Annotated in this window: 26 protein-coding genes; 16 read left to right on the top strand and 10 right to left on the bottom strand. The window is 68.5% G+C overall.

All coding sequences use genetic code 11. The features are described 5' to 3' along the window. Positions 1-21: 21 nt before the first annotated feature. Complete coding sequence (locus tag OD997_RS00980) at positions 22-1,248, top strand: pyridoxal phosphate-dependent aminotransferase (protein WP_434329963.1); 1,227 nt, start codon at positions 22-24, stop codon at positions 1,246-1,248. Here the strand turns inward: OD997_RS00980 and OD997_RS00985 are convergent. Both OD997_RS00985 and OD997_RS00990 read right to left on the bottom strand, forming a co-directional pair. Next, complete coding sequence (locus OD997_RS00985; protein WP_434329964.1) at positions 1,172-2,413, bottom strand: AAA family ATPase; 1,242 nt, start codon at positions 2,411-2,413, stop codon at positions 1,172-1,174. The genes OD997_RS00980 and OD997_RS00985 overlap by 77 nt on opposite strands. Beyond that, positions 2,410-3,033 carry a hypothetical protein gene (locus OD997_RS00990; RefSeq protein ID WP_434329965.1) on the bottom strand — a complete coding sequence of 208 codons (624 nt, stop codon included), beginning with the start codon at positions 3,031-3,033 and terminating at the stop codon, positions 2,410-2,412. Before OD997_RS00990 ends, OD997_RS00985 begins: the two co-directional genes overlap by 4 nt. Before the next feature lie 97 nt (positions 3,034-3,130). Between OD997_RS00990 and OD997_RS00995 the strand changes: the two genes are divergently transcribed. Then, entirely contained in the window at positions 3,131-3,412 is a 282-nt protein-coding gene (locus OD997_RS00995) for a helix-turn-helix domain-containing protein (protein WP_434329966.1), read from the top strand. Here OD997_RS00995 and OD997_RS01000 read toward each other — a convergent pair. After that, positions 3,400-4,011 (bottom strand): hypothetical protein, encoded by a 612-nt coding sequence (locus OD997_RS01000; protein WP_434329967.1) that lies wholly within the window; start codon positions 4,009-4,011, stop codon positions 3,400-3,402. The genes OD997_RS00995 and OD997_RS01000 overlap by 13 nt on opposite strands. 128 nt (positions 4,012-4,139) lie before the next feature. On the opposite strand from OD997_RS01000, the gene OD997_RS01005 reads away from it, so the two are divergent. Further along, on the top strand, positions 4,140-4,526 hold the full coding sequence (locus tag OD997_RS01005) for an Rv3235 family protein (protein WP_434329968.1): 387 nt from the start codon (positions 4,140-4,142) through the stop codon (positions 4,524-4,526). Positions 4,527-4,550: 24 nt separating this feature from the next. After that, positions 4,551-6,035, top strand: coding sequence for a sensor histidine kinase (locus tag OD997_RS01010; protein WP_434329969.1), 1,485 nt, complete (start codon positions 4,551-4,553; stop codon positions 6,033-6,035). 72 nt (positions 6,036-6,107) lie between these two features. Here the strand turns inward: OD997_RS01010 and OD997_RS01015 are convergent, their stop codons facing one another. Continuing rightward, positions 6,108-6,356, bottom strand: a complete 249-nt coding sequence (locus OD997_RS01015) for a WhiB family transcriptional regulator (protein WP_028503730.1) — start codon at positions 6,354-6,356, stop codon at positions 6,108-6,110. A 235-nt stretch (positions 6,357-6,591) separates the two neighbouring features. Here OD997_RS01015 and OD997_RS01020 point away from each other — a divergent pair, with 235 nt between their 5' ends. Further along, positions 6,592-6,975 carry a hypothetical protein gene (locus OD997_RS01020; protein ID WP_434329970.1) on the top strand — a complete coding sequence of 128 codons (384 nt, stop codon included), beginning with the start codon at positions 6,592-6,594 and terminating at the stop codon, positions 6,973-6,975. 27 nt (positions 6,976-7,002) lie between these two features. Here the strand turns inward: OD997_RS01020 and bcp are convergent, their stop codons facing one another. From bcp to aroA, 3 genes are read right to left on the bottom strand one after another with little or no spacing between them, the layout of a single operon-like run. Beyond that, entirely contained in the window at positions 7,003-7,476 is a 474-nt protein-coding gene (bcp, locus tag OD997_RS01025) for a thioredoxin-dependent thiol peroxidase (RefSeq protein ID WP_434329971.1), read from the bottom strand. Between the two features lie 9 nt (positions 7,477-7,485). Continuing rightward, entirely contained in the window at positions 7,486-8,556 is a 1,071-nt protein-coding gene (gene rsgA / locus OD997_RS01030) for a ribosome small subunit-dependent GTPase A (protein WP_434329972.1), read from the bottom strand. Further along, positions 8,553-9,878, bottom strand: a complete 1,326-nt coding sequence (gene aroA, locus OD997_RS01035; protein WP_434329973.1) for a 3-phosphoshikimate 1-carboxyvinyltransferase — start codon at positions 9,876-9,878, stop codon at positions 8,553-8,555. The genes rsgA and aroA overlap by 4 nt, the downstream gene beginning before the upstream one ends. Positions 9,879-9,948: 70 nt before the next feature. Here aroA and OD997_RS01040 point away from each other — a divergent pair, with 70 nt between their 5' ends. Genes OD997_RS01040 through OD997_RS01050 form a run of 3 tightly spaced genes read left to right on the top strand, consistent with a single transcriptional unit; the run spans position 9,949 to position 12,199 of the window. Beyond that, complete coding sequence (locus OD997_RS01040; RefSeq protein WP_434329974.1) at positions 9,949-10,611, top strand: sigma-70 family RNA polymerase sigma factor; 663 nt, start codon at positions 9,949-9,951, stop codon at positions 10,609-10,611. Continuing rightward, the gene (locus OD997_RS01045; RefSeq protein WP_053095677.1) at positions 10,608-10,853 is read left to right on the top strand and encodes a zf-HC2 domain-containing protein; all 246 of its coding nucleotides are present in this window, start codon (positions 10,608-10,610) and stop codon (positions 10,851-10,853) included. The genes OD997_RS01040 and OD997_RS01045 overlap by 4 nt, the downstream gene beginning before the upstream one ends. Positions 10,854-10,894: 41 nt before the next feature. After that, positions 10,895-12,199, top strand: coding sequence for a GNAT family N-acetyltransferase (locus OD997_RS01050; protein ID WP_434329975.1), 1,305 nt, complete (start codon positions 10,895-10,897; stop codon positions 12,197-12,199). A gap of 89 nt (positions 12,200-12,288) precedes the next feature. Here the strand turns inward: OD997_RS01050 and OD997_RS01055 are convergent, their stop codons facing one another. Then, positions 12,289-15,972 carry a multifunctional oxoglutarate decarboxylase/oxoglutarate dehydrogenase thiamine pyrophosphate-binding subunit/dihydrolipoyllysine-residue succinyltransferase subunit gene (locus OD997_RS01055; protein WP_434329976.1) on the bottom strand — a complete coding sequence of 1,228 codons (3,684 nt, stop codon included), beginning with the start codon at positions 15,970-15,972 and terminating at the stop codon, positions 12,289-12,291. A 158-nt stretch (positions 15,973-16,130) separates the two neighbouring features. Here OD997_RS01055 and OD997_RS01060 point away from each other — a divergent pair, with 158 nt between their 5' ends. From OD997_RS01060 to OD997_RS01070, 3 genes are all read left to right on the top strand, one after another. Then, the gene (locus OD997_RS01060; RefSeq protein WP_434329977.1) at positions 16,131-17,585 is read left to right on the top strand and encodes a GuaB1 family IMP dehydrogenase-related protein; all 1,455 of its coding nucleotides are present in this window, start codon (positions 16,131-16,133) and stop codon (positions 17,583-17,585) included. Positions 17,586-17,695: 110 nt separating this feature from the next. Then, positions 17,696-19,012, top strand: a complete 1,317-nt coding sequence (locus OD997_RS01065) for a hemolysin family protein (protein ID WP_434329978.1) — start codon at positions 17,696-17,698, stop codon at positions 19,010-19,012. Next, positions 19,009-20,070 carry a hemolysin family protein gene (locus OD997_RS01070; RefSeq protein WP_434329979.1) on the top strand — a complete coding sequence of 354 codons (1,062 nt, stop codon included), beginning with the start codon at positions 19,009-19,011 and terminating at the stop codon, positions 20,068-20,070. Before OD997_RS01065 ends, OD997_RS01070 begins: the two co-directional genes overlap by 4 nt. Before the next feature lie 70 nt (positions 20,071-20,140). On the opposite strand, the gene OD997_RS01075 is transcribed toward OD997_RS01070, so the two are convergent. Beyond that, on the bottom strand, positions 20,141-21,208 hold the full coding sequence (locus OD997_RS01075) for an NADH:flavin oxidoreductase/NADH oxidase (protein ID WP_434329980.1): 1,068 nt from the start codon (positions 21,206-21,208) through the stop codon (positions 20,141-20,143). A 56-nt stretch (positions 21,209-21,264) separates the two neighbouring features. Between OD997_RS01075 and OD997_RS01080 the strand changes: the two genes are divergently transcribed. From OD997_RS01080 to OD997_RS01100, 5 genes are read left to right on the top strand one after another with little or no spacing between them, the layout of a single operon-like run. After that, on the top strand, positions 21,265-22,101 hold the full coding sequence (locus OD997_RS01080) for an NAD(P)H-hydrate dehydratase (protein ID WP_434329981.1): 837 nt from the start codon (positions 21,265-21,267) through the stop codon (positions 22,099-22,101). Beyond that, positions 22,098-23,336 carry a hypothetical protein gene (locus OD997_RS01085; RefSeq protein WP_434329982.1) on the top strand — a complete coding sequence of 413 codons (1,239 nt, stop codon included), beginning with the start codon at positions 22,098-22,100 and terminating at the stop codon, positions 23,334-23,336. The genes OD997_RS01080 and OD997_RS01085 overlap by 4 nt, the downstream gene beginning before the upstream one ends. 4 nt (positions 23,337-23,340) lie before the next feature. Next, on the top strand, positions 23,341-23,673 hold the full coding sequence (locus tag OD997_RS01090) for a thiamine-binding protein (RefSeq protein ID WP_434329983.1): 333 nt from the start codon (positions 23,341-23,343) through the stop codon (positions 23,671-23,673). A 9-nt stretch (positions 23,674-23,682) separates the two neighbouring features. After that, positions 23,683-24,903, top strand: coding sequence for an MFS transporter (locus tag OD997_RS01095; protein WP_434329984.1), 1,221 nt, complete (start codon positions 23,683-23,685; stop codon positions 24,901-24,903). A gap of 28 nt (positions 24,904-24,931) precedes the next feature. After that, complete coding sequence (locus tag OD997_RS01100) at positions 24,932-25,540, top strand: NUDIX hydrolase (RefSeq protein ID WP_434329985.1); 609 nt, start codon at positions 24,932-24,934, stop codon at positions 25,538-25,540. On the opposite strand, the gene metX is transcribed toward OD997_RS01100, so the two are convergent. Next, positions 25,537-26,745, bottom strand: coding sequence for a homoserine O-acetyltransferase MetX (gene metX, locus OD997_RS01105; protein WP_434329986.1), 1,209 nt, complete (start codon positions 26,743-26,745; stop codon positions 25,537-25,539). The genes OD997_RS01100 and metX overlap by 4 nt on opposite strands. Between the last annotated feature and the right edge of the window lie 3 nt (positions 26,746-26,748).

Here is a 26,748-nt window from a genome sequence, read left to right on the forward strand (position 1 = left end):
CTGTCGCTGTAGGCTTGGCCGATGACACCAACGCGCCACTTCGACCAGTCGTCGAAGCTCAAGAACGTCCTGTACGAGATCCGTGGAAACACGCTCGTCGAGGCGGCGCGGCTCGAGGCAGAAGGCCACCGGATCCTCAAGCTCAACACGGGGAACCCCGCGATCTTCGGGTTCGAGGCGCCCCACCAGATCGTCCACGACATGCTCGCAGCCCTTCCCACGGCTCACGGGTACAGCGACAGCAAGGGCATCATCTCCGCTCGTCGTGCCGTCGTCAGCCGGTACGAGGAGATCGAGGGGTTCCCTCGATTCGACCCCGAGGACGTCTTCCTCGGAAACGGCGTGTCCGAGCTCATCACGATGACGATGCAGGCGCTTCTCGACGAGGGCGACGAAGTTCTCATCCCGGCACCCGACTACCCGCTGTGGACGGCGATGACGAGCCTGGCCGACGGGACCCCGGTGCACTACCTGTGCGATGAGGACAACGGCTGGCAGCCCGATCTCGAGGACATCCGCTCCAAGATCACCCCGCGCACCAAGGCGCTCGTGATCATCAACCCCAACAACCCGACGGGGGTGGTCTACTCCCGCGAGGTGCTCGAGGGGATGGTGCAGATCGCTCGCGAGAATCAGCTGCTGCTGCTCTCCGACGAGATCTACGACCGTATCCTGTTCGACGGCGCCGTTCACATCCCGACCGCTACGCTGGCGCCCGACCTCCTGTGCCTGACGTTCAACGGCCTCTCCAAGACATATCGCGTCGCCGGCTACCGTTCCGGCTGGCTCGTGATCACCGGCCCGCAGTCGCACGCCAAGGGATTCCTCGAGGGGATCACTCTTCTCGCCTCGACGCGGCTCTGCCCCAACGTCCCGGCACAGTACGCGGTGCAGGCGGCACTCGGCGGTGTGCAGTCGATCGACTCGCTCATCGCCCCTACCGGTCGGCTGCACGAGCAGCGCGACATCGCCTGGGAGGGGCTCGAGTCGATTCCCGGTGTGTCCTGCGTCAAGCCGGAGGGCGCCCTCTACGCGTTCCCGCGCCTGGACCCGAACGTCCACGAGATCAGAGACGATGCCAAGCTCGTCTACGACCTGCTCGTGTCGGAGCACATCCTCCTGGTTCAGGGGACGGGCTTCAACTGGCCGACCCCTGATCACCTCAGACTCGTCACCCTTCCCGAACCGCGCGTGCTCGCAGAAGCCGTCGAGCGCCTCGGGAACTTCCTCTCGAGCTACCGGCAGTAGCGAACTCCGTCGTGGCCGGGGAGTGCGCCGACGCGAAGCGGCGCACTCCGGCGACCAGCGAGGAACGCGGGGTGAGGTCCGCCATCGGTCGCGCATGGAGCAGGGCGGCATCGGCAGCGCGCTGATCGAACGGCAGAAAGGTGACGTCGGTGATCCCGGCGAACCGTTCGAGGGTGCGTCGGACCTGTCCGCGGGCATCGATGCCGAGAGGGCCGGGGCGCACCCGGTTGACCAGGACCCGTACCGACGCGGGCGCGGTGAGCCGTCGCAGCTCGGCATGCTCTCGGATGAAGCGGCTGATACCGAGAGGGTCCGCCGCCGCGACGGCGATGATCTCGTCGGCCTCCTGCAGCGCTGCGACGGTCGCGGCATGACGGCGTGGACCGGCGAGGTCGAACGTGGCCTCGTCATCGGCATCGAACGCGCTCGAGACGTCGACGACGGTCTCCTCCGCCCACATGCGGCAGGCGCGGAGTGCCGCCTGCAGACGGTGAGCTGCGAGCTCCGGCCATCGCCCCGGCCGATTGATCCCGCCGAGCACGTCGATCTCACCCGCGCTCGTGGCGAGCACGGTCGCCAGTCGGGTGAGTTCTGCGGAGTCCAGCGCGCCGAGATCTGCCCGTCTACACGCGGCTGCGATACCGGGAGCGTCATCGGCGAGCCCCAGGAGCAGCGCGAGTGACGGCGCCACCGTGTCGGCATCGACCAGAGCAGTCCGGCGGCCGCTCCGCCTGAGCTCGACTGCCAACTGGATCGCTATGGTCGAGCGCCCGGGGGCTCCGGAGGGACCCCAGACCACGGATACTCGATGCGATGCGGAGTGCGCGCCGGCGGCGGCAGCCGGAACCTCCGCAGCCAGGGCGCCGGCCACCTCCCAGCCACTCGCATCGGCCGGCAACGCGACAGCGAGGCCGTACCGGGCGAGCACTCTGCTGTCCCCGTCGCCCACCGGGATGATCCTCACACCGGCCCGGTCGCACGCCGCGACCAGGTCCGGCGTCAGAACGGCACGAGCGGCGGCGACGATCGCGGCATCCACCCCCTTCGGAAGCGGCAGGATGCCGCTGGGCGGCACGATGGCGACCACGTCGATGCCCTCGATCTCGAGCTCGGACGCCAAGTCTGCCGCCCGCGCCGCGGGTATCGCCACGACGACCGAGGTCACGAGCCGGCTCCGATCGGGACCACGGACAGCACCGAGCCCCCGGTGATCGCTGCGAGCGCCTCCGCGACCTCCGTGCGATCGATGACGATCTCCACCGTGGTGTCGTCGGTGGCGAGCATCCCGTCGGTCCGGGTGACAGTTGCGACTATGGCCTCGGGCACGAGGATGCGAGGAAAGTCCTGGGCCGCGCCCCCGCCGTCGAGAGGAGGTGCGTGCCACAGTTCCACGACGCTTCCGGCGGCGACTTCTGCGGGGACGCCGGTGCTGCTCTCGACGACGATCGTGGTGGTCCTGTCCGCGTCCGCGTCCTCCGCGGCATCGCCGGGCATGAGCTCGCCCTCGGCGACGGTGCGGGAGGCGACCTGCCCCGGATGGAGGTCCTGCGGGGCGAGATACCGATCAGTGATCGCGCCGAGACCGACCTCGACGATCCGGAAGTCTCCGGAGACGAGCGCCTCGCCCCGGACTATCGTTCGGTTCGCCTGGAGCACCGGTGTCGTCACGCCCGCTGAAGAGACGACGGCCCACACTCCGCCGGTCGACAGGAGGACGAGTGCGATGCCGACCAGGAAACGGGCATCGCCCCAGACGGCTCGACGAGGACGGGCGAACTTGTGCATGTCGACATGGTCACAGAATTCGTTCCGTCGGCTCGAGACTTATCCACAGCGCCGTCCCGGTGGTGGCGGATCCTGACAGTGGGGGGACAATGGGAGGATGCCTGACTCGTCCCCGACCGCGCAGCGGCACCTCGCGCCTGCGCAGGTGGCTGAGCTCCTGAGCATCGACGTCGACGAGGTCATCGAGCTCGTCTACCAGGGGCGTCTGCGCGGGTCACAGCTCGGCTCTCCGGCGCGGTGGCGAATCGAGGAGTCGAGCCTTTCGGAGTATCTCGCGGAGCAGTCCGAGGAGGCGCGACGGATGGCGCTGTGGCGCCAGGCGAACGAGGCCAGCTTTCCTGAGGTGTGGGGCACGCCCCACAACAGTCAGGGCATGTGATCTCCTACCGTCTGCACTGACGTCACCGCCGCGAACGGGATGATGCGGAACCCGCGCACCGCCTGCGTCGTGCGCGGTTCGCCCGGGTCGTGCAGCGCGATGTCCAGGTGATCCGCGCCGGCCCTGTCGACGGTGCCGTGGAAGTCGGAGCCGTCGACGCTGATGATTCGGACCGGCACTCGACGACGACCGAGATCTCGAAGGACGAAACCCAGCGACATGCGCTCGCGGAGCACCGGGGTTGCGGCGTCGGAGTCGTCCAGGCTGGACAGGAGCAGGCCGTGATCGACGCTGAGACCCCGCACAGCATGCAGCGGGAGGATGCGTGTCGAGCGGGCCGCGCCCGTCTCATCCGCCTCGATGATCGTGGCCGCGACCCAGTCGGAGCCCAGAGAATGCAGGCGCGCCCGGATGCGCGCGCCCCCGGGCAGATCGATGGTCGCCGGCGCGGACGCGGCGCACAGCACTCTGAGCCGACTTCGAAGCTCGAGCCGGGACACCCTCAGTCGCTCGGACTCGGCGTCGAGCGCCGCGCGCTCGCTTTCCCATTCGGCAGCGAGCTGGCCTTCGAGGTCTTCGAACAGTCGGTCCCAGTGCACGCGCCCCACCGTAGGTCATGTCGGCGCGAGCATGTACGAGTTATCCACATAGATGTCGGATTCGGCCAGAGCGGCCTGGGAGCGCGTGCTCTACTTGCCGCAGTCTTCCCCGATCGAGAGTGCCACAGATGACGCTTCACGAGTACTTCGCGCCCCAGCCCACGTCCAGCGCAGAGCTTCCGGACCCGCAACCGCTGCTGCGGAGCCTCACGCAGGGCGTGCTCGAGGTTCTCGCCGGGGTCAGAGAAGTCGATCAGCTCGCACGCTGGTTCAACGAGGACGCATACCGGAGTCTGGTGACGCGTGCGAATCTGTCGGCAAGGGCGCGCAGCGCGAGGGGGGTCTCGCCTGCGCGCCCGTCCTTCGAGATACTCTCCATCCGAGTGACCCAACCGGTGGACGGCAAGGTCGAGGCCGTCGTGGTCGTCGCCGGGCCCGGACGCACGCGGGCGGTGGCGATACGGCTCGAGGGTCTGGACCGCCGGTGGCGAGCGACGTCTTTGGCCGTTCTCTGAGCACACGCACTCTAGGCTGGTGGGGTGTCAACGCTCAGTGATCTCGCCCATGCCCAGGGTCGCCTGACCGACAACGATGTCGAGTGGCTGCATCGGCTCGCCGGCGACGGTCAGCTCCTCGCAGACCTCTCCTCGGCGGACATCGTCGTCTGGGTCCAGACGGACGACAGCTCTTTCATCGCGGTCGCGCACGCTCGTCCGAGTGGCGCGGCGACGCTGTTCTACCGCGACATCGTGGGTGAGCGGGTGCGTCCGCAGTGGCGCACGCAGGTCCAGGGCGCTTTCGAGTCCGCGGAGATCGTGGACTCCTCGTCTCCCGACTGGTTCGAGGAGACACCGACGCGAGTGCGGGCCGTACCGATCGTCAACGAGCGTCACGGTCGTGACCATCCGGCCGCCGTCATCGGAGTGGTCACCCGACACACGAACCTCGGTGAGGCGCGTACGCCGTCGCGACAGCAGATCACCTTCGACGAGTGCGCGAACGACATCTTCCGCATGGTCGCCGACGGCAGCTTCCCCGACCCGGCGGCGCCGACCTCGCCGCGACGCGGCGCCCCACGCGCGTCGGACGGTCTGATCCGCATCGACGTCGACGGCATCACGACCTTCGCGAGCCCGAATGCCCTCTCGGCCTTCAATCGCATGGGCTTCGACGACGAACTCGAGGGAGAATCCCTCGCCGAAGTCACCACACGACTCGTGCCGCCGTCTCGTCAGGTCGACGAGTCGCTGCCGGTGGTCGTGACGGGGCGCGCTCCGTGGCGCACCGACATCGAGGCGCGAGGCGTCACGGTGTCGCTGCGGGCGATCCCGCTCAAGGACCACGGCACGCGCATCGGCGCCATCGTCCTGTGCCGAGACGTCTCCGAGCTCCGCCACCAGGAGCAGGAGCTCATCACCAAGGACGCGACGATCCGTGAGATCCACCATCGCGTCAAGAACAATCTGCAGACGGTGGCATCGCTGCTGCGCATCCAAGCTCGGCGCACGCACTCCGATGAGGCCCGCGACGCTCTGACCCAGGCGATGCGCCGCGTCGACTCGATCGCCGTCGTGCACGACACCCTGGCACAGGGATTGACCCAGAAGGTCGACTTCGACGAGGTATTCCACCGCGTGCTGAAGCTTGTGGCCGAGGTCGCCTCGGCGCCGAACACCCGCGCACGCACACAGTCGACCGGTCGTTTCGGGGTGCTGCCGAGTGAGTACGCGACACCGCTGGCGCTCGCGCTGACGGAGGTCGTCACGAACGCGGTCGAGCATGGCCTCGCAGGGCAGGAGGGCATGGTCACGATCGATGCGCATCGCACCGAGGAGAACCTCCGGGTCACGGTCCGAGACACCGGAAAGGGTCTGCCCGAGGGGCGGATCGGTCAGGGACTGGGAACGCAGATCATCCGGACTCTCATCCAGGGTGAGCTCAGCGGCTCGATCGAATGGCGGGGGAGTGACGGCGGGGGCACCGAGGTCGTCATCGACATCCCGCTCCGCTGGCTGACCAAGTAGGCGAACCGGTCCACGCCTGCCGGACACGAAGAAGCGGCCCGAGACGATTCGTCTCGGGCCGCTTCTCGATGCTCAGGAAGCGCGGCGGGCGCGTGCGGCGCGGCGCTTGAGAGCGCGACGCTCGTCTTCGGAGAGGCCGCCCCACACGCCCGAGTCCTGGCTGGACTCGAGGGCGTACTGCAGGCAGATCTCGGTCACCGTGCAGGTGGCGCAGACGGTCTTCGCCTTCTCGATCTGGTCGACGGCCGGACCGGTGTTCCCCACGGGGAAGAACAGTTCGGGATCGACAGTCAAGCAGGCGGCCTTGTCGCGCCAGTCCATGGGGGCTCCTCGGTGTGGATTGCGTAGATCATCGCGACGCGACGACTCGGATTTCGGGTGCAGATCGGGTTCGGCTACCCTGTATGAGATACGGACGGATGCCCGCATTCTGTGATGCGAGCACGAAGCCCGCCCCACGCCGCTGTGGGAGCACATGACGCTGTCTATTCTGTTACATGAAACCGGCGAAATCAAGGGTTTCGCCGGTTCTCATTCGATTCTCAGGAGACACATCGTGCGCTCACCCGGCCTCGCTCTGGCAGCGGCGGCAGTCCTCGCGGTAGAAGGCGTCGCGCTGATCGTCTTCGCATTGATCGAGCTCGTCGGCCTCGGTGCCGGGGACGCGGCATCCCTTCCCACGGCGCTCGCGTTGATCGTGCTGACGCTGATCGGAGCCGGCGCTCTCGTGGCGTTCGCGATCGGCACTCGCGCCGGTCACTCGTGGGCGCGTTCAGGCGGCATCGTCTTCCAGGTGCTCGGGGTGGCGCTGGCACTCGCATCGCTGACGATCGAGCCGATCGCCTGGGTCTTCACCTTTGCGGTAGGCGCCCCCGCCCTGCTCTGCTTCATCCTTCTGATCGCGAGCACGCGCGCCGAGAACCAGCCCCCGGTCGACTGAGGACCGGGGCGTCCCGTCGCCCAGGGTTCAGACGTCGATGCCGAGCAGCTTGCGCAGACGCGCGACGTGACCGGTGGCCTTGACGTTGTACTGGGCCAGAGTGATCGTGCCCTCTTCATCGAGGACGAAGGTCGAGCGCAGCACGCCCTCGACGACCTTGCCGTAGTTCATCTTCTCGCCCCACGCGCCGTATGCCACGTGCACGGCGTGGTCCGGGTCGCTCAGCAGCGTGAACGTGAGTCCGTCGCGCTCTCGGAACTCGGCGAGTTTCGCCGGCTCGTCGCGCGACACACCGATGACCCGGTACCCCGCGCCCTGCAGTGAGGAGATGCTGTCTCGGAAGTCGCAGGCCTGAGTGGTGCAGCCGGGAGTCATCGCGGCCGGGTAGAAGTAGAGCACAGTCTTCTGTCCGCGCAGGTCCCCGAGTCGGACGGTCTCGCCGTCCTGGTCGAGGAGGGCGAAGTCGGGGGCAGCGGTTCCGGGTTCGAGGCGCACAGTCACGCCTCCAGCCTAGCGGCCGGGGGCCTGCTCGGCCTTGTCCGCGAAGGTCTGCAGCAGCCGCTGCAGCGAGTCGAGTCGCGCACGCCCCGTCTCGCTCAGCTCTCCACTCTCGGCCGCCTCGATGAGCGCGCAGTCGGGAGCATCCGCAAGATGAGTGCAGCCGCGGGGGCAGTCCTGGGCGATGACCGCGAGTTCGGTGAAGGCAGCGAGGATGTTCGCCGGATCGACGTGCCCGAGGCCGAAGGAGCGGACGCCGGGGGTGTCGATGACCCACCCCGTGCCTTCCGGTCCCTCGTAACGCAGGGAGACCGTCGAGGACGAGGTGTGTCGACCTCGACCGGTGACCTGGTTGACGTGCCCGGTGGCACGCAGCGCGCTCGGAACGAGGGCATTCACGAGCGTGGACTTGCCCACTCCGGAGTGCCCGACGAACACGGTCGAGTGTCCGACCAGGGCCGCGCCGATCTCATCGACCGGCATCTCCTCCTGCGCGCTGGTGAAGACGCGCAGGTCGAGTCCGTCGAAATGCGACAGGAAGGCAGTGGGATCGGAGAGGTCTGTCTTGGTGACGACCAGGAGGGGCCGGATGCCGGCATCGAGCGCAGCCACGAGATAGCGGTCGACGAGTCGTGCTCTCGGCTCCGGATCGGCGGCGGCGACCACGACGAGCATCTGATCCGCGTTCGCGACGATCACCCGCTCGACCTGGTCGGTGTCGTCGGCGCTGCGCCTGAGCAGAGAGGTGCGATCCGCGATGCCGATGATCCGCCCGAGCGTCCCGTCTTCGCCGGACGTGTCTCCGACCACCTTCGCGTGATCGCCGGTGACGATCGGGTTGCGCCGCAGCTCTCGCGCCCGTGCCGCCGTGACCATGCGCTCGTCGGGGGTGTCCTCATCCAGCAGCACGGAGTACCGGCCGCGATCGACACCCAGCACGCGTCCGATCTGGGCGTCGTCGTGTGCGGGACGTCGCTTGGTGCGAGGGCGGTTCGCCTTGGGATTGGGGCGGGTGCGGATGTTGCTCTCGTCATACTCCTCGAAGCCGTCCTCGAGGTCGTCGGAGTCGTCGAGCCAGCTCACGCGGATGCGCCCCGCAGCATCCGCTCCCAGAGAAGGGTGAACTCGGGAAGCGTCTTCGACGTCGTGCCGATGTCGTCGATCTCGACGCCGGGCACGCGAAGACCGATGAGCGCCCCCGTCGTCGCCATCCGGTGATCGTGGTGTGCGGCCCATCCGCCGCCGTGCAGCGAGCGCGGAATGATGCGGAGGCCGTCCGAGAGTTCTTCCGCGTCGCCGCCGAGGGCGCGGATGTTGCCGATGAGGGCGGCGATCCGATCGGTCTCGTGCAGTCGGATGTGGCCGATGCCGCGAATCGTCGTGGGGCTCGAGGCGAACGCAGCCAGTCCGACCAGTGTCGGGGTCAGCTCGCTCGCCGCGGAGAGATCCATGTCGAGTCCGTGGATCTCGGACCCCGCCTTGACCGTCAGCGTGCCGCTGTGACGACCGACGTGAGCCCCCATGGCCTGCAGGATCTCGGGAAGAAGCGCTCCCGGTTGCGTGGAGTGCACAGGCCATCCCGGTACCGATACCGAGCCCCCGGTGATGAGCGCCGCGGCGAGGAACGGTGCCGCGTTCGAGAGATCGGGTTCGATCGCGATCTCCTTCGCCCGGGGGACGCCGGCTTCGACGAGCCACTCTCCGGTCGCGGGCCGTTCGATGCGGATGCCGCGGCGGCTGAGCGCCTCGATCGTCATGTCGATGTGGGGGAGGCTCGGCAGATGCGACCCCGTGTGCACCAGATGCAGACCGACATCGAAACGAGGGGCGGCGAGCAGCAGGCCCGAGACGAACTGGCTCGAGGCCGAGGCGTCGATCTCGACGCGCCCGCCGCGGATGCGCCCGTGGCCGCGGATGGTGAAGGGCAGCGCCCACGTGCCTTCGTCGTCGATGTCGACGCCGAGGTCGCGCAGAGCGCTGATGAGCCCGCCCATCGGGCGGTGCAGAGCCGTCTCGTGGGCGGTGATGTGCACGTCATGCTGCGCGAGCCCGGCCAGAGGGGTGATGAAGCGCATCACCGTGCCTGCCTGGCCGCAGTCGACCGTCGTTCCGCCGACGAGCTTGGCGGGCGTGATGACGAGGTCGGGTCCGAACTCCCCGCCGCCCTCGACCTCTTCGATCCCCACGCCGAGAGCACGCAGAGCGTCGACCATGCGGCGGGAGTCGTCGGAGTGCAGAGGCGCGATCAGGCGGCCGGGGCCGTCGGCGATCGAGGCGATGATGAGCTCGCGATTCGTGAGGGACTTCGACCCCGGAATCGTCACGGTGGCGTGGACCGCATCGGTGGTGGACGGCGCGACATAGACGCCCTGGACAGGGGAGGGGGAATACCTGTTGGCGCTCATCGGTTCCCACCTTAGTAAACGCGAGTGTCCGCCAGAGAGAATGGCGTCCGCTCGCCGAGAAGGAGAGAGCATGCTCGCAACGCTGGAACGCGAGTCCGTGGACCTCAGCGGCCTAGACTGGCCGGTGATGGATGACACGGCAACCGCAGAAACGGTCAGCGACCCTCGGCGCGAATTCGAGGAGCAGGCGATCCCTTTCATGGATCAGCTCTACGCCGCGGCCATGCGCATGACCAGGAACCCCGCCGATGCAGCGGATCTCGTGCAGGAGACGTTCGTGAAGGCGTACGGCTCGTGGGCGACCTTCTCGCAGGGCACGAACCTGAAGGCGTGGCTCTACCGGATCCTCACCAACACCTACATCAACATCTATCGCAAGAAGCAGCGCGAGCCCTTCCAGGGCACGATCGACGAGCTCGAGGACTGGCAGCTGGGCGGTGCGGAATCGACCACGGCCTCGCACGGCCGATCGGCCGAGGCTGAGGCGATCGACCACATGCCGGCATCCGTCGTGAAGGACGCGTTGCAGGCCGTCCCCGAGGACTTCCGATTGGCGGTGTACCTCGCTGATGTCGAGGGCTTCGCCTACCAGGAGATCGCGGACATCATGAAGACACCCATCGGCACCGTGATGAGCCGCCTGCATCGAGGCAGGCGGATGCTGCGGGAGCTGCTGGCTGAGTACGCCGCGGAGCGGGGAATCTCCGCGGCCGACCCGAGGAGCAAGAAATGACCGATTGCGGCTGCGACAAAGCCCGCAAGGATCTCGAGGAATACCTCCGCAACGAGGTGTGCAACACCGAGCACACCGAGATCCGTGAGCATCTCGAGAACTGCCCGTCCTGCAGGGACGAGGCGCTCGTCGCGACGACCCTCACCGAGGTGGTGGCGCGTGCATGCAAGGAAACGGCCCCGGAGGAGCTGCGCGATCAGGTCTTCGCGCGACTTCGCGAGGTCCAGTCCGCTCAGCACTGAGGGCAGTCCGCCCGAGCCGCGGCTGCCCGTAGGGTGGTCGTATGACGGTCATCGACTCACGCGACATCCCCGCTGACACCGAATCCACCGAGCGTCTCGCCGCTGGATCTCTGACGTATCGTGTCGTCGACTCGTCCGATGAGACTCGTGCTGAGCTCTTCCAGCGAGCGACCACGCGAGGCTTCCTCGGCGCAGTGCCGTCGGCGGAGGAGCTGGCCTTCGGGCAGCAGACCTTCGACGCCCGTCGCAACACGGGCGTCTACGAGACCGCCGCGGCCGACACGATGCCGGTCGCGACCATCGACTCGTGGGTGACTCCGGTCACGCTCCCCGGCGGCGGAGAGCTGCCGATGTGGGCGATCAGCGGTGTCACCGTCTCTGCCACGCATCGACGCCGGGGGATCGCCAGGGCACTTCTCGAGGGCGAATTGCGGTCCGCGGCGGCCGCGGGAGTTCCGATCGCCGGTCTCACCGTCTCGGAAGCCACGATCTACGGCAGGTACGGCTTCGGCTCGGCGCTCCCGATGGCGAGGTTCACGGTCGACACGCGCCGCGCCGGGTGGGCAGGGCCGGCCGTCGAAGGGCATGTCGAGTACGTCGACCGGGAAGCCCTCGCCGAGGCGCTGGGCATAGTGCACGAGCGCGCACGGAGTGGGCGCTCCGGACAGATCCCCGGCTGGCCGTCTCGGTGGACGGGTATCGCGGGGCTCGCGCCGGGCAACACCGACGGCGCCAAGGTGCGCGGCATCCGCTTCGTCGATCGGGAGGGCGAGGTGCGCGGTGCGATGGCGATCACCCTGCGGGACGGCAGCGGATCCTTCCGCTTCACCCTCGATGTCCGGCTGCTCGTGGCGGAGACCCCTGAGGCCACGGCTGCGCTCTGGCAGTTCGCGCTGCAGCACGACCTGGTCGACGAGGTCACCGCGGATCTCCGTCCGCTGGACGACGCTCTTCCCTGGCTCGTGCGCGACCCGCGCGGTGTGACGCAGACCGTCCACGACCACGGCTGGCTGCGGATACTCGACATCTCGACCGCGCTCACCGCGAGGACGTACTCCGCGCCGCTCGATGTGATCATCCGCATCAGCGACCCGCTCGGCTTCACAGCGGGCGACTGGCGCCTGCGTGTGGATGCTCAGGGCGCTCCGGCCGTCGAGGCGGTCGACGACGCGGACCGGGTGGATGCTGAGCTCGACATCTCCGCGCTCTCGATCCTGTATGCCGGGGGAGTCCGCGCCGCATCGCTGCACGGCGCGGGACGCATCGCCGCAGACCGCGATGTCGTGGAGGCTCTGGACCGCTCGTTCGTCTCGTTCCCCGCGCCGGCTCTCGACATCTGGTACTGACGGGTCTGCGGACCGGCGTCTTCCGCGCACACGAAGAAGGAGCCTCGACGAGATCGTCGAGGCTCCTTCTTCGTGTGGTGGGGTCTCGCTCAGCCCAGCGTGAGGGCGTCGCGGAGCAGCTTCGCCTGCTCTGCCGCGTGCACCTTCGACGATCCGGTCGCGGGGGATGCCGATGCCGGACGGCACACTGGACGGAAGGTCCGGTCACCGGGAACATCGGCGAACGCGAGAGCGAGGAACGGCCATGCGCCCTGGTTCTCCGGCTCCTCCTGAACCCAGACCAGCTCTGCGTTCGGGTAGGAGTCGGTGATCGCCTTCAGTCCCTCGATCGGGGTCGGGTACAGCTGCTCGAGCCGGACGAGGGCGACCTCGGGGTTCGGGTTCTTCTCGAGCTCGGCGCGGAGATCCCAGTGCACCTTGCCGGAGTGCACGAGCACGCGCCTGACGGCGTTACGGTCGAGATCGCGGGAGTCATCGAGGACGGACTCGAACCGGCCCTGCGTGAAGGCCTCGACCGGGCTCGTCGCGCCGCGCAGACGCAGCATCGCCTTCGGGGTGAAGACGATCAGCGGCTTGCGCGGACGGGCATAGGCCTGTCGACGCAGCAGGTGGAAGTACGACGCGGGCGTCGACGGGCGCGAGACGATCATGTTGTCCTGCGCGCACATCTGCAGGAAGCGTTCGATGCGCGACGACGAGTGGTCCGGTCCCTGGCCCTCGTAGCCGTGCGGGAGGAGCAGCGTGACGCTGGACTGCTGTCCCCACTTCTGCTCGGCCGCCGAGATGTACTCGTCGATCACCGACTGTGCGCCGTTGACGAAGTCGCCGAACTGCGCCTCCCACAGCACGAGAGCTTCAGGAGCCTCAACCGAGTAGCCGTACTCGAATCCGAGCGCAGCATACTCGCTGAGCAGCGAGTCGTAGACGAAGAAACGGCCCTGTGAATCGGAGAGGTTCGACAGTGGCAGCCATTCCTGGCCGTTCGCGCGGTCATGCAGAGTCGCGTGACGCTGCACGAATGTGCCGCGGCGCGAGTCCTGGCCGGCAAGACGCACGGGGGTGCCCTCGACGAGGAGCGAGCCGAACGCGAGAAGCTCGCCGAAGCCCCAGTCGATGTTGCCGTTGCGGCTCATGTCGAGACGCTTCTCGAGCTGCTGCTGCAGCTTGGGGTGCACGGTGAAGCCCTCGGGCTTGTTCACGAACGCATCGCCGATGAGCTGAATGACCTCGCTCGAGACCCCGGTGACCTCGGGGGCACCGACCTGCTCGTCGACGGGCGGGAGTTCCTTGGCGACCGGGTTCGCGCCGGTCTCGGCGGCGTGCGTCTCGGCGAAGGCGATCTCGAGGCGGTTCTGGAAGTCGGCCTTGGCCTCGTCGTACTCCTCTTCGGTGATGTCACCACGACCGACGAGCGACTCGGTGTACAGCTTGCGCACCGAGCGCTTCGCCTGGATGAGGTCGGTCATCAGCGGCTGCGTCATCGAGGGGTCGTCACCCTCGTTGTGACCGCGTCGGCGGTAGCAGACGAGGTCGATGACGACGTCGCGGTGGAAGCGCTCGCGGTACTCGAAGGCGAGCTGCGCGACGTGGATGACGGCTTCGGGGTCGTCGCCGTTCACGTGGAACACCGGAGCCTGGATCGTCTTCGCGACGTCGGTGGAGTACACCGAGGTGCGCGAGTCGTTAGGGAGGGTCGTGAAGCCGACCTGGTTGTTCACGACGACGTGGATCGTGCCACCCGTGCGGTATCCGCGAAGCTGCGACATCTGCAGCGTCTCGACGACCACGCCCTGTCCCGCGAAGGCCGCATCTCCGTGCACGAGGATCGGAAGCCAGGCGAACGTGCCGATCGGCTTGCGGTCCTGCTTGGCGCGGACGATGCCCTCGAGGACTCCGTCGACCGTCTCGAGGTGCGACGGGTTCGCAGCGAGATAGACCGGGAGCTCGGAGCCGTCATCCGCGATGAAGGTGCCCTCGGTGCCGAGGTGGTACTTCACGTCGCCGGACCCGCGCTGGTTGCCCGGGGTCTGCGTGCCTTCGAACTCCTGGAAGACGTGGCCGTAGGTCTTGCCGGCGATGTTCGTCAGGACGTTCAGACGGCCGCGGTGGGCCATGCCGATCGCCGCGCCCTCGAGGCCGGCGGTGGCCGCGCCCTGGAGGATCTCGTCCAGCAGGGGGACGAGCGATTCGCCGCCCTCGAGCGAGAAGCGCTTCTGGCCGACGAACTTCGTCTGCAGGAAGGTCTCGAACGCCTCGGCCTCGTTGAGCTTGCGGAGGACCCGCAGCTGCTCGTCGTGGCCGGGCTTCTGGTACTTGACCTCGACCTTCTCCTGGAACCACCGGCGCTGCTCGGGGTCCTGGATGTGCATGTACTCGATGCCGAGCGTGCGGCAGTACGAGTCGCGCAGGACGCCGAGGATGTCGCGGAGCTTCGCGATGCGTCGTCCACCGAACCCACCGGTCACGAACTCGCGGTCGAGGTCCCAGAAGGTGAGGCCGTGGCTCTCGATCTCGAGGTCGGGGTGCGAGCGCTGCACATACTCGAGCGGGTCGATGTCGGCCATCAGGTGACCGCGCACGCGGAACGAGTTGATGAGCTCCTGCACGCGGGACTGCTTGTCGACGCGCTCGGCGAGATCGACCGCGATGTCCGGGTTCCAGCGGATGGGAGCGTACGGGATGCGCAGCGCGGCGAAGATGTCGTCGTAGAAGCCGCGCTGGCCGATGAGCAGCTCGTGCACCTTCTTGAGGAACTCGCCCGAGCCCGCGCCCTGGATGACGCGGTGGTCGTAGGTGCTGGTCAGCGTGATCGTCTTGCCGATCGCGAGCTCGTTGAGCGTGCGTTCGCTCGCGCCCTGGAACTCGGCCGGGTACTCGAGGGCGCCGGCGCCGATGATGCAGCCCTGGCCCTTCATGAGGCGCGGCACGGAGTGCACGGTGCCGATGCCGCCGGGGTTGGTCAGCGAGACCGTGGTGCCCTGGAAGTCCGTGGCGGTCAGCTTGTTGTTGCGGGCGCGGGTGACCAGGTCTTCGTAGGCGACGAGGTACTCGCTGAACGAGAGGGTGTCTGCGCGCTTGATGCTCGGGACCATCAGAGCGCGGGTGCCGTCGGGCTTGGGCAGGTCGATCGCGATGCCGAGGTTGACGTGCGCGGGGGCGACCACCGACGGCTTGCCGTCGATCTCGGCGTAGAACACGTTCTGGCTGCGGAACTCGTCGAGCGTGCGGATCAGCGCCCATCCGATCAGATGGGTGAAGCTGATCTTCCCTCCGCGCGTGCGAGCCATGTGGTTGTTGATGACGATGCGGTTGTCGATCATCAGCTTCGCGGGCACGGTGCGCACGCTGGTCGCGGTCGGGACGGTCAGCGACTCGTCCATGTTCGCAGCGAGGGTCTTGGGGAGGCCGCGGAGCGGCGTGACCTTGTCTTCCTCGACGGGCTCGGCGGACTCCGGTGCCTCGGCCTTGGGGGCGGGCTTCGGTGCCTGCGCGGGGATCGGCGCCGCCGCGGCGGGCTTCGTCGTCGTGCGTGCGACCGGCTGTGTGCCGATGACGGGGATCGGGGCGGTCACGGGATGCGCGGGCTGCTCGGCAGCGGGTGCAGGGGCTGCGGTACCGGTCGCGGCATCGGACTGGTACTTCTCGAGGATCGGCCACCACTCCTTGTCGACGGAATCGCGGTTCACCTTGAACTGCTCGTAGAGCTCTTCGACGAGCCAGGAATTGGCTCCGAACCCCCCGTCGCCCCCGACGCCGGTCACCTGGTTCGACACGCTGGATCGCCCTCTTTCATCGCTGAATCCCATATGTGCACGCCACGACGCAGGATGCGTCCGGGCCCGCACACTCTCGATCTCCAAGCCTAACGTGTTTCCTTGTCCAATCGTCGAAGGCGTGCGCCTTCGACGCTCGATCTGAGTAGCGTGGGGGTATGGAGTTCTCCGGTGAGTCGCCCACAGTCGATCTGACCTATTCCGACGTGTTCCTGGTGCCGCGCCGGTCGGCCGTCACCAGCCGTCTGCAGGTCGACCTCGCTCCGCAGGACGGCACCCCCGCGACACTTCCGCTGGTGGCCTCCAACATGAACTCCGTCACGGGTCCGCGCCTCGCGGCCGTCCTCGCGCGGCGCGGCGGACTCGGGGTGCTTCCGCAGGACATGCCTCTGCAGGATCTCGACGCCGCCATCCGAGACGTCAAGGCGCAGCCGGTGCTCTGGGACACGCCTCTGGTGCTTCCCCCTGAGGCGTCGGTGTCCGACGCGCTCCGACTGATGCCGCCGACAGCCGGACACGGGATCGTGGTCGCGTCGGGCCCGGCCCCACACCATGTGGATCGCATCCTCGGAGTGCTCCCCGCGACCCGGTTGGCGACGGCGCTGCCGGATGCCCAGCTGGGCGACCTCGTGCACACCGGAACTCCCTCGCTCGACGCGGATGACATCGGTTCCGAGCGCCACGCGTTCGACGTCATCACCGACGCGGGCGTCGAGATGGTGACGATCGCGCACCACGGGCATCTCGTCGGCACGCTCAGTGCGCGAAGCGCGCTGCGCTCGACGCTGTACCGCCCCGCGGTCGACCGAGACGGGCGTCTCGCCGTCGCCGCAGCGGTGGGGATCAACGGTGACGTGGCATCGAAAGCCAAGGCGCTCGCCGCGGCGGGCGTCGACGTGCTCGTGGTCGACACCGCGCACGGGCACCAGGAGGGAATGCTCCGCGCGCTGAGCGCCGTGTCCGAACTCGGTCTCGGCATCCCGATCGTCGCGGGGAACATCGTCACCGCCGACGGGGTCGCGGATCTGGTCGAGGCCGGAGCGTCGATCCTGAAGGTCGGCGTCGGCCCCGGTGCGATGTGCACCACACGCATGATGACGGCTGTCGGGCGTCCACAGTTCTCCGCGGTGCTCGAGACCGCTGAGGCCGCACGAGCACTCGGTGCTCATGTCTGGGCCGACGGGGGAGTGCGCTATCCGCGCGACGTCGCCCTCGCGCTCGCCGCCGGCGCCGCATCCGTCATGGTCGGGTCGTGGTTCGCCGGCACGATCGAGGCACCGGGCGAGCTGCAGACCGATACCGAGGGCCGTGTCTTCAAGGAATCGTGGGGAATGGCATCCACGAAGGCCGTACAGGCGCGGTTCGGGCGCCTCGATGCGTACGAGCGGGCGCGCAAGGAACTCTTCGCCGAAGGGATCTCCTCGTCGAAGATCTATCTCGACCCGCTCCGCCCCGGCCTCGAGGACCTGCTCGACATGATCACGTCGGGCGTGCGCTCGTCGTTCACCTACGCCGGAGCGTCGTCGGTTGCGGAGTTCCACGACCGGGCACTGGTCGGTCTGCAGTCCGCCGCCGGGTACGAAGAGGGCAAGGCCCTGCCCGTCAGCTGGTAGCAGCCCGCGCCTGCAGGGCGATCCCGTAGAATCGTGCTCACTATGGACGACCCTCCCAGTTGTAGTACATCGCCCCACTGCCCGCCCCTCGCCCGCGAGGGGAATCGTTGATGGATTACATCCTGCTGGGCGTGGGGCTCCTGCTCACTGTCGGCACCGGATTGTTCGTCGCGAGCGAGTTCGCTCTGGTCAATCTCGACCGTGCCGATCTCGAGGCTCGTCAGGCACGGGGTGAATCCCGGCTCTCTCTGACGATCAGCGCTCTCAAGCACACGTCGACCCACCTGTCGTCGGCGCAGCTGGGCATCACTCTGACGACGCTGCTGACCGGTTACACGATGGAGCCGGCACTCTCGAACCTGCTCCGTCCCACGTTCGTCGCGTGGAGCATCCCCGAGGCGGCCGTCGGCCCGATCGCGACGATCGTCGCGATGCTGGTCGCCACCGTGCTCTCGATGATCCTCGGCGAGCTGGTGCCCAAGAACTTCGCCCTCGCCCTTCCGCTCGCGACGGCCAAGCTCGTGATCCCGTTCCAGGTCGCCTTCACGACGATCTTCAAGCCGGCCGTCGTCGTGCTCAACGGCAGCGCCAACGGAGTGCTCCGGAGCATGGGCATCGAGCCGAAGGAAGAGCTCTCCGGCGCCCGAAGCGCTGAGGAGCTGTCGTCCCTCGTGCGGCGTTCTGCGAGCGCCGGGCTGCTCGAGGCCGACACCGCGAGCCTCCTCGACCGGACGCTGACGTTCTCGCGGCTGACAGCCGCCGACGTGATGACCGCCCGCCCCAGCATGCACGCGCTCGCCGCGAGCGACTCGGCGGACGACGTCATCCAGCTCGCTCGCCGCACGGGCCACAGCCGGTTCCCCGTCTACGACGACGATCTCGACGACATCACGGGTGTCGTGCACCTCAAGGCGGCGATCTCGGTTCCCCGCGATCGACGGGCAGAGGTGCCGGTCGGTGCGATCTCGACCGATCCGCTGCGGGTTCCCGAGACCGTGCACGTGGATGCTCTGATCTCGGAGCTCCGAGCCCGCGGGTACCAGCTCGCGGTCGTCGTCGACGAGTACGGCGGAACCGCAGGACTCGTGACGCTCGAAGACCTGGTCGAGGAGCTGGTGGGAGAGGTGTCCGATGAGCACGACCGCACCAGGGCCGGCGTGATCCGCGGCCGCGACGGCATCACCTTTCCCGGCGAGCTGCGGCCGGACGAGCTGCGCCACCGTGCGGGCGTCGAGGTGCCGGAAGGCGACGTGTACGACACCGTGGCCGGGTACGTCATGAGCGTGCTCGAGCGTGTGCCGTCGGTCGGCGACGAGGTCGCCCTCGACACCGGCACGCTGCAGGTCGTCCGCATGGACGGACGCCGCGTCGACCGCATCCGATACGTTCCGAGTCCCGGCGATCCAGCAGAGGTGGTCTCCCGATGAACGACTGGGGAGGACTGGCTTGGCTGGTCGTGCTGCTCGTCGCGAACGCCTTCTTCGTCGGCGCGGAGTTCGCAGTGATCTCGGCACGCCGTTCGCAGATCGAGCCGAAGGCCGATCGAGGATCGCGCGCCGCGAAGACCGCGCTCTACGCGATGGAGCACGCGACCCTGATGCTCGCGACCTCGCAGCTCGGCATCACGATCTGCTCGCTGCTGATCCTGAACGTGTCGGAGCCTGCGATCCACCACCTGCTCGCCGTGCCGCTGCACGCGATCGGATGGTCCGACGGCGTCGTCGACGCCGTGTCGTTCGCGATCGCGCTGCTGATCGTCTCGTTCCTGCACGTGGTGTTCGGCGAGATGGTTCCGAAGAACCTCGCGTTCTCGATCCCGGATCGCGCCGTGCTGCTCCTCGCACCGCCGCTCGTGCTGGTGTCGAAGATCTTCATGCCGGTGATCTGGGTGCTCAACGCGGCCGCCAACGGCGTGCTGCGGCTGTTCAGGGTCGAGCCCAAGAACGAGGCGGCATCGACGTTCACCCTCGACGAGGTGGCGACGATCGTGGATCAGTCGCGCCGCGAGGGCGTGCTCACCGACACGGCGGGCACGGTCGCGGCGGCAGTGGAGTTCACCGACAAGAAGGCCAGTGACGTGGCCGTGCCGCTCAGTGATCTCGTGACGCTGCCGCAGTCGACCACACCGGATGACATCGAGAAGGCCGTCGCCCGCTACGGGTTCTCGCGCTATGTGATCGTCGACGGCGAGGACGTGCCCGTCGGGTACGTGCACCTCAAGGACATCCTGCGGGCCTCGGACGGCCCGGATGCCGCCGAGAGGCTCGTCGAGCCGCTGCCGTCCAAGCGCATCCACCACATGGTGCCTGTGCAGGAGGACACGGACTTGGAGGATGCTCTGGCAGTCATGCGTCGTGCGGGCAGGCACCTGGCGAAGGTGCGGGATTCCCAGGGGCGCACCACCGCGGTGCTGTTCCTCGAGGACATCCTCGAAGAGCTCGTCGGAGAGGTGCAGGACGCGACCCGTCGCATCCGCGGCCACTGAGCCGCGTCGCCATGACGAAGCCCTCCGATCCCAGGTGGACCGGAGGGCTTCGTCGTGTTCTCGGAACGGCTCAGCGCCAGTGGGCGCGCTCGTACTGCGGCGGCCACGAGACGTCGGCGCCGAGCTCATGAGCTGCGCGCAGCGCGAAGTGGGGGTCGCGCAGCCACTCGCGGCCGGCGAAGATCGCGTCGGCCGCGCCGTCGGCGAGCACCTTCTCGGCCTGTTCCGCCGCGGTGATCAGGCCGACCGCGGACACGGGGATGCGCCCGCCCTGGCGGACGGTCTCGGCGAGCGGCACCTGGTAACCGGGGAACACGTCGATCTGCTGATGCGCGACCAGGCCTCCGCTGGAGACGTCGATCAGGTCGGCCCCTCGCTCGGACGCCCACTCACCGACAGTCGCGGCCTCGTCGGGGGTGAAGCCGCCCTCGGCGTGATCGGTCGCCGAGATGCGCACGAACAGCGGCACATCGTCGCCCGCGACGCCTCGCACGGCCTCCACCACGCGCAGGAGCAGCCGAGCCCTGTTCTCGAGCGACCCGCCGTACTCGTCCTCGCGCAGGTTCGAGAGAGGGGAGAGGAACTGGTGCAGGAGGTAGCCGTGCGCTCCGTGGATCTCGAGGACGTCGAAGCCGGCATCCAGCGACCTGCGTGCCGCAGCGGCGAAGCCCTCGACCACGGCCTCGATGCCGTTCGCGTCGAGCGCGACGGGGGAGGCGAAGCCCTCGAAGGCGATGGCCGAGGGTGCGGTCGTGGTCCAGCCGCCCTCGCCCTCGGGCACGGATCCCCGCTCATCGGCCCACGGCCACCAGGTCGACGCCTTGCGTCCGGCATGCGCGAGCTGGATCCCCGCGGCCGCGCCGCGTGCGTGGATCGCGTCGACGATCGGCCTCCACGCGTCGCGCTGCTCGTCGTTCCAGAGCCCGACGTCGCGAGGGGAGATGCGGCCCTCCGGTACCACGGCGGTCGCCTCTGCCACGATCAGGCCGGCGCCGCCCGAGGCGAACTGGGCGAGATGCGTGTGATGCCACTCCTGCACGACGCCGTCGACGGCGCTGTACATGCACATGGGCGAGACCCACAGGCGGTTGCGGAACGTGACGGATCGGATGCTCACGGGGGAGAAGAGAATGCTCACCCTCCGACGCTACTGCGCGGGTGAGGCGGGGTGGGTCGTCGCACTAACGTGGAGTCATGTCCGATGTGCGCGAATGGTCCCGTCACGACGTCGCGCGCTTCGTGCGAGTGCCGGGGCCCGAGGACGACAAGTACTCGCGCGGGGTCGTCGGGCTGTGCACCGGCTCGTCGGACTATCCCGGCGCCGCGGTGCTGGGAGTCGAGGCCGCGTGGCGCACGGGCGCGGGTTTCGTGCGGTACATCGGAGTCGGCCGCGCGGCGGATGCCGTGATGGCGCGCCGCCCCGAGACCGTCGTCAGCCCGCAGGCGTCCGGTGCGCGCGTCGGATCTTGGGTCATCGGATCGGGCACGGCTGCGACGAGCCGTACCGCGGACGACGAGCGTGAGCTGCGGGAGATCCTCGACGGTGCGGTTCCGGTGGTCGTCGATGCCGGCGCGCTGGATCTGGCCTCCGGGGCGCGAGCACCGCTGCTGCTGACCCCGCACGGGCGCGAGTTCGCCCGGCTCCAGGCGCGGATCGGAACGGCTCCGGACGAGGACCGTGCGCGCGCGGCGGCGGATGCCGCGATCCGGCTGGGTGCGGTGGTGCTTCTCAAGGGCGCGCAGACGCTCATCGCCGACCCCGACGGCTCGGTCATCCGGGTGGACGCGGGCACCGGATGGTTGGCGACCGCGGGAACCGGCGACGTCCTCGGCGGTGTCCTCGGCACGCTGCTGGCCGCGAATCCCGATGCGTCGATCGCAGCCGTCGCGGCGTCAGGCGCCTGGCTGCACGGACACGCGGGACGCATCGCTGCCGGCATCGGAGCGCCGGACGGCGGGCACGGGCATCCGATCGTCGCGCTCGATGTGGCGCAGGCGCTTCCGCGCGCGATCGCGGACGTCCTCGCGTGAGTCGCTCCCGGACCATGCGCACCCTCATGCTCTGGTGCGCGTTCCTGCTCGTGCACATCCTCGTCGCGGTCACGGGCTGGCTGTACCCGAGCCAGCCGATGGGCGATGTCGTGCTGGTCTACGAGCCCTGGTCGTCGGCTGCTCTCTCGGGCGGCCCGATCGTGGGGATCACCGAGACCTGGGTCTACCCGCAGCTCGCGCTCGTGCCGATGCTGCTGGCGAAGATCCTGTCCGTGCCGCTGATCGCGGTGCTGGGCGTCTCCGAGGCGTACCTGATCGCATGGGCGGTGCTCGTCACCGTTCTCGATGCGGCCGGTTTCGCCGTGCTGATCGGCCGCTCGCCCTCGCAGCCGCGACGGGCGGCCGCGTGGTTCTGGGCCGCCGCGCTGCTCCTCCTCGGTCCGATCGCGCTCTACCGGATCGATGCGATCACGGTGCCCATTGCGGTGATCGCGGGACTCTGGCTCACGCGTCGGCCGGCGATGGCGGCCGCTCTGCTCACGATCGGCGCCTGGATCAAGATCTGGCCCGGAGCGCTGCTGCTCGCGGCGGTCGTGGCGGCCAGGAGCAGGATGCGGATCCTGCTCACCGGAGTGGCCGTGACGGCCGGCGTCATCGCGCTGCTGTTCCTGCTCGGAGCCGACACCGAGATCCTGGGTTTCCTGACCCAGCAGACCGGACGCGGCCTGCAGATCGAGGCGGTCGCCGCCACGCCTTTCCTGTGGCTCGCGGTGGTCGGTTCCGCCCGTATCGAGTACAGCTTCGAGATCCTCACGTTCCAGATCGCGGCACAGGGGGCGGATGCCGTCGGTGCGGTGCTGACCCCATTGATGGCGGTGCTCGTCGTCGTGATCACCGTCATCGGCGCGGTCAAGTCGATGCGGGGAGCATCCTTCCCCCGGCTCTTCCCGCCGCTCGCGCTGTCGCTCGTCACCGCGCTCATCGTGCTCAACAAGGTCGGCTCACCGCAGTTCCAGACCTGGCTGATCGCGCCCGTGATCCTTTGGCTCGTGCTCGACCGAGCGCGCGCCGCCGCCCCCGCCGTGATCGTGCTCGCTCTCTGTGCGCTCACGTGCCTCGTGTACCCGCTGAACTACGACGCGCTGCTGCGAGCAGAGATGCTCCCCATCGCGATCCTCAGCCTGAGGAACATCCTGCTCGTCGTGGCCCTGGTCGTCGGCATCCGCGCCGTCGTCCGAGTGCCCGCACACCGACCCTCAACGAACCGGGAGTGAAACCATGCTGATCGCCTTCTCCGTCGCCCCGAGCGGCACCCCCTCCGACGGATCGGAGCGCTCGGACGCCTCCGTGCACGACGCAGTCGCCGCCGCCGTCCGCGTCGTCAGGGAATCCGGTCTGCCGCATCGCACGACCAGTATGTTCACCGAGATAGAGGGACCGGACTGGGACAGCGTCATGGGCGTGGTCAAGCGCGCGACGGAAGCCGTGATGCCGTTCGGGTCTCGGGTGTCCCTCGTGCTCAAGGCCGACATCCGGCCCGGCTACGTGGGCGAGCTCGATGCGAAGATCGAGCGGCTGGAAGCGGCGATCGACGAGTCCGACACCCCGTAGAATCGACGGGTGAATCCCTCGACTGAATCGAGGGGTGCGGCGAAGTGGGCGCTCCTCTCCCTCGCCATCGGCAGTTTCGGCATCGGCATGACCGAGTTCGTCGTCATGGGCCTGCTGCCCAACATCGCCAGCGAGCTGCTGCCCACCCTGTGGGCCAGCAGCCCCGAAGACGCACTGAGCCAGGCCGGCTGGCTGATCTCGCTCTACGCCCTCGGCGTCGTGGTCGGCGCGCCGACCATCGCAGGCTTCGTCGCGCGCTACCCGCGGCATCGCGTGATGATCGGACTGGCGGTGGCGCTCACCGTCTTCAACGCGCTCACGGTGTTCCTGCCGACGTTCGAGCTCGTCGGGGCCTCCCGCTTCCTCGCGGGGCTGCCGCATGGCGCCTACTTCGGCATCGGAGCGCTCGTGGCCGCCGATGTGATGGGCCCGGGCAACCGCGCCAAGGGCGTCGCATTCATCCTCACGGGCCTCACCGTCGCGAACGTCGTCGGGGTGCCGCTGGGAACCTTCCTCGGCCAGATGTGGGGATGGCGGGCGGCCTTCGCCGTCGTCGCGCTCGTGTTCGCGCTCGCCACCGTCTTCATCATCTTCTTCGTACCGGAGCACCCCGGCTCACCGGGGCGGACGATGCGTGAAGAGCTCGGCGTCTTCCGCATACCGCAGGTCTGGTTCACCCTCGGGGTGGGGGCTATCGGCTTCGGCGGATTCTTCGCGGTCTACAGCTACATCGCGCCGCTCGTGACGGATGTCGCAGGGTCACCGGAGTGGGCTGTGCCGATCGTCCTGGTGCTGATGGGGTTAGGGATGACGGCCGGAAACCTCGTCGGAGGACATCTCGCCGACATCGACCTCCGCCGTACGCTGCTGTTCGGGCTCGCTGCCATGGCGGTCGTGTTCGCGCTTCTCGCCGTGTTCTCCTTCTGGATCATCACGCTCGCGCTGCTCGTGTTCGTGGTCGGATTCGTGTCGTCAGTGCTGAGCCCGACGATCCAGACCCGGCTGATGGACGTAGCCGGAGACAACCAGTCGATCGCGGCGGCCATGAACCACTCTGCGCTCAACATCGGCAACAGCCTCGGTGCGTTCCTCGGCGGCGTCGTGATCGCCGGAGGCTGGGGTTTCACTGCACCCTCGTGGACCGGCGCGGCACTCGCGGTGGCCGGACTGCTGATCGCTCTCCTCTCGTACCGGGCGGAGGCCCGCAGGCCTGCTCTCGCATCGGCATGAGCCGGGCGCGCGGTCGTAGAGTGAGGGTGTGACAGCGACAGACGACCTCCCCGTCGCGGGAACGGCCGTGCTGTTGCGAACCGCCGCCCAGGGCTTCGAGGTGCTGCTGATGCGCAGGCCCGATCGCGGATCGTTCCCCGGCGCCTGGGTCTTCCCCGGAGGCAAGGTCGAGCAGCGCGATCGCCGCGACGGCGCCGATGAGCAGGATGACGCCCGTCGGGCTGCCGTCCGGGAGACGCTCGAAGAGGTCGGCCTCGTCGTCACCGACCCGGTCGTCCTGTCCCGATGGCAGCCGCCCGCCGAGGCGCCGGTGCGCATCAGGACCTGGTTCTTCCTGGCGGATGCGCCGGACGGCGTGCTGCGCGTGTCGGCCGACGAGGTCGTCGATGCAGTGTGGATCACCCCCGCCGACGCGCTGCAGAAGCACTCCGCCGGGGAGTGGGTGCTCTTTCCTCCGACCTGGATGACGCTTCATCAGCTGGGCAGGTTCGAGAGCGCCGAAGAGGCGCTCTTCGCAGGTGGCGTCGCGCGCCACTTCTCGACGAGGGTCGTCGAATCGGACCGAGGACCAGCGTTCGAATGGGACGGGCTGCGCCTGGAGACCGGCTCGCTGCCGTGGCGGGTCGTTGGAAGCTAGCTGTCGAGCAGTCGGCGCAGGTGCCTGCCGACGACTTCGGTCTCGATGAGGAAGCCGTCGTGCCCGAAGTCGCTGTTGAGGACGATCGCCTCGTCGCCGTCGAGGGTGTTCGGGATGCTCCGCGCGATGCGGTGCTGACCGTCGACGGGGAACAGCCTGTCACTGTCGATCCCGAGCACGAGGGTGGTGGCGGTCACGGTGCGGAGCGCCTCCTCGACGCCTCCGCGGTCGCGTCCGACATCGTGCGAGTTCATCGCCTCGACGACGGTGATGTAGCTGTTCGCGTCGAAGCGTCGGGTGAACTTGTTGCCGTGGAAGTCGAGGTAGGACTCGACCGCGAACCGCCCGCCGTGCCCGAGCGGCGATACGCCTGACTGCCACGAGCGCTGGAACCGCTGGTTGAGCTCGATCGGGCTGCGATAGCTCAGCAGTGCCATGCGACGAGCGAGGGCGAGGCCACGATGCGGACCGTCTCCGTCGGCGAGATCGTAGTATTCGCCACCCTGGAACCGCGGATCCATGCGGATCGTCTCGAGCTGCACCGTGTTGAGTGCGATCTGGTCGGCGGTCGTCACCGGGGGAGACGAGAGCACGGCAAGGCGTTCCACACGCTCGGGATGCGAGACCGCCCATTCCAGCGCGTGCATACCGCCCATCGAGCCGCCGACGACGGCTGCCCAGGCGTCGATGCCCAATGCGTCGGCGAGCCGGACCTGGGCCGCGACCTGGTCGCGGATCGTCAGGTACGGGAAGCGCGATGCCCACTCGTACCCGGACGGCGCGATGCTCGCCGGGCCCGTGGAACCCTGGCATCCGCCCAGCATGTTCGGCGCGATGACGAACCAGCGGTCGGTGTCGATCGGTGCACCGGGTCCGACGATGTCATCCCACCACCCTGTCGTGGGGTGCCCGGCCCCTGCGCCGCCGCGCACGTGGCTGTCGCCGGTGAGCGCGTGCAGGACCAGGATCGCGTTGTCATGCGCGGCGTTCAGCTCTCCCCAGGTCTCATAGGCGAGGCGGATGCCGGGGAGCTCCGACCCGCTCTCGGTGGGGAAGGCACCGAACGAGGCGAATCGCCGCCCTCCGGCGGGGTCGCCGTCGCGCCAGGCGCCGGTCGCGGGGGGTCGTGCGCGGAGCAGACGGACGTCGGCCTCCGTCACGGGCGCCGAGGGCACCGTGTCTTCAGAGGTCGTCTGCCAGTCCATGCT

This window comes from Microbacterium sp. CGR1, from assembly GCF_051062835.1.
Lineage (GTDB): Bacteria > Actinomycetota > Actinomycetes > Actinomycetales > Microbacteriaceae > Microbacterium.

Coding starts and splice junctions, on each gene's coding strand:
- OD997_RS00980 (WP_434329963.1), top strand. CDS start 22: ATGACACCAACGCGCCACTTCGACCAGTCGTCGAAGCTCAAGAACGTC.
- OD997_RS00990 (WP_434329965.1), bottom strand. CDS start 3,033: ATGCACAAGTTCGCCCGTCCTCGTCGAGCCGTCTGGGGCGATGCCCGT.
- OD997_RS00995 (WP_434329966.1), top strand. CDS start 3,131: ATGCCTGACTCGTCCCCGACCGCGCAGCGGCACCTCGCGCCTGCGCAG.
- OD997_RS01005 (WP_434329968.1), top strand. CDS start 4,140: ATGACGCTTCACGAGTACTTCGCGCCCCAGCCCACGTCCAGCGCAGAG.
- OD997_RS01015 (WP_028503730.1), bottom strand. CDS start 6,356: ATGGACTGGCGCGACAAGGCCGCCTGCTTGACTGTCGATCCCGAACTG.
- aroA (WP_434329973.1), bottom strand. CDS start 9,878: ATGAGCGCCAACAGGTATTCCCCCTCCCCTGTCCAGGGCGTCTATGTC.
- OD997_RS01040 (WP_434329974.1), top strand. CDS start 9,949: ATGCTCGCAACGCTGGAACGCGAGTCCGTGGACCTCAGCGGCCTAGAC.
- OD997_RS01045 (WP_053095677.1), top strand. CDS start 10,608: ATGACCGATTGCGGCTGCGACAAAGCCCGCAAGGATCTCGAGGAATAC.
- OD997_RS01050 (WP_434329975.1), top strand. CDS start 10,895: ATGACGGTCATCGACTCACGCGACATCCCCGCTGACACCGAATCCACC.
- OD997_RS01060 (WP_434329977.1), top strand. CDS start 16,131: ATGGAGTTCTCCGGTGAGTCGCCCACAGTCGATCTGACCTATTCCGAC.
- OD997_RS01065 (WP_434329978.1), top strand. CDS start 17,696: ATGGATTACATCCTGCTGGGCGTGGGGCTCCTGCTCACTGTCGGCACC.
- OD997_RS01070 (WP_434329979.1), top strand. CDS start 19,009: ATGAACGACTGGGGAGGACTGGCTTGGCTGGTCGTGCTGCTCGTCGCG.
- OD997_RS01080 (WP_434329981.1), top strand. CDS start 21,265: ATGTCCGATGTGCGCGAATGGTCCCGTCACGACGTCGCGCGCTTCGTG.
- OD997_RS01090 (WP_434329983.1), top strand. CDS start 23,341: ATGCTGATCGCCTTCTCCGTCGCCCCGAGCGGCACCCCCTCCGACGGA.
- metX (WP_434329986.1), bottom strand. CDS start 26,745: ATGGACTGGCAGACGACCTCTGAAGACACGGTGCCCTCGGCGCCCGTG.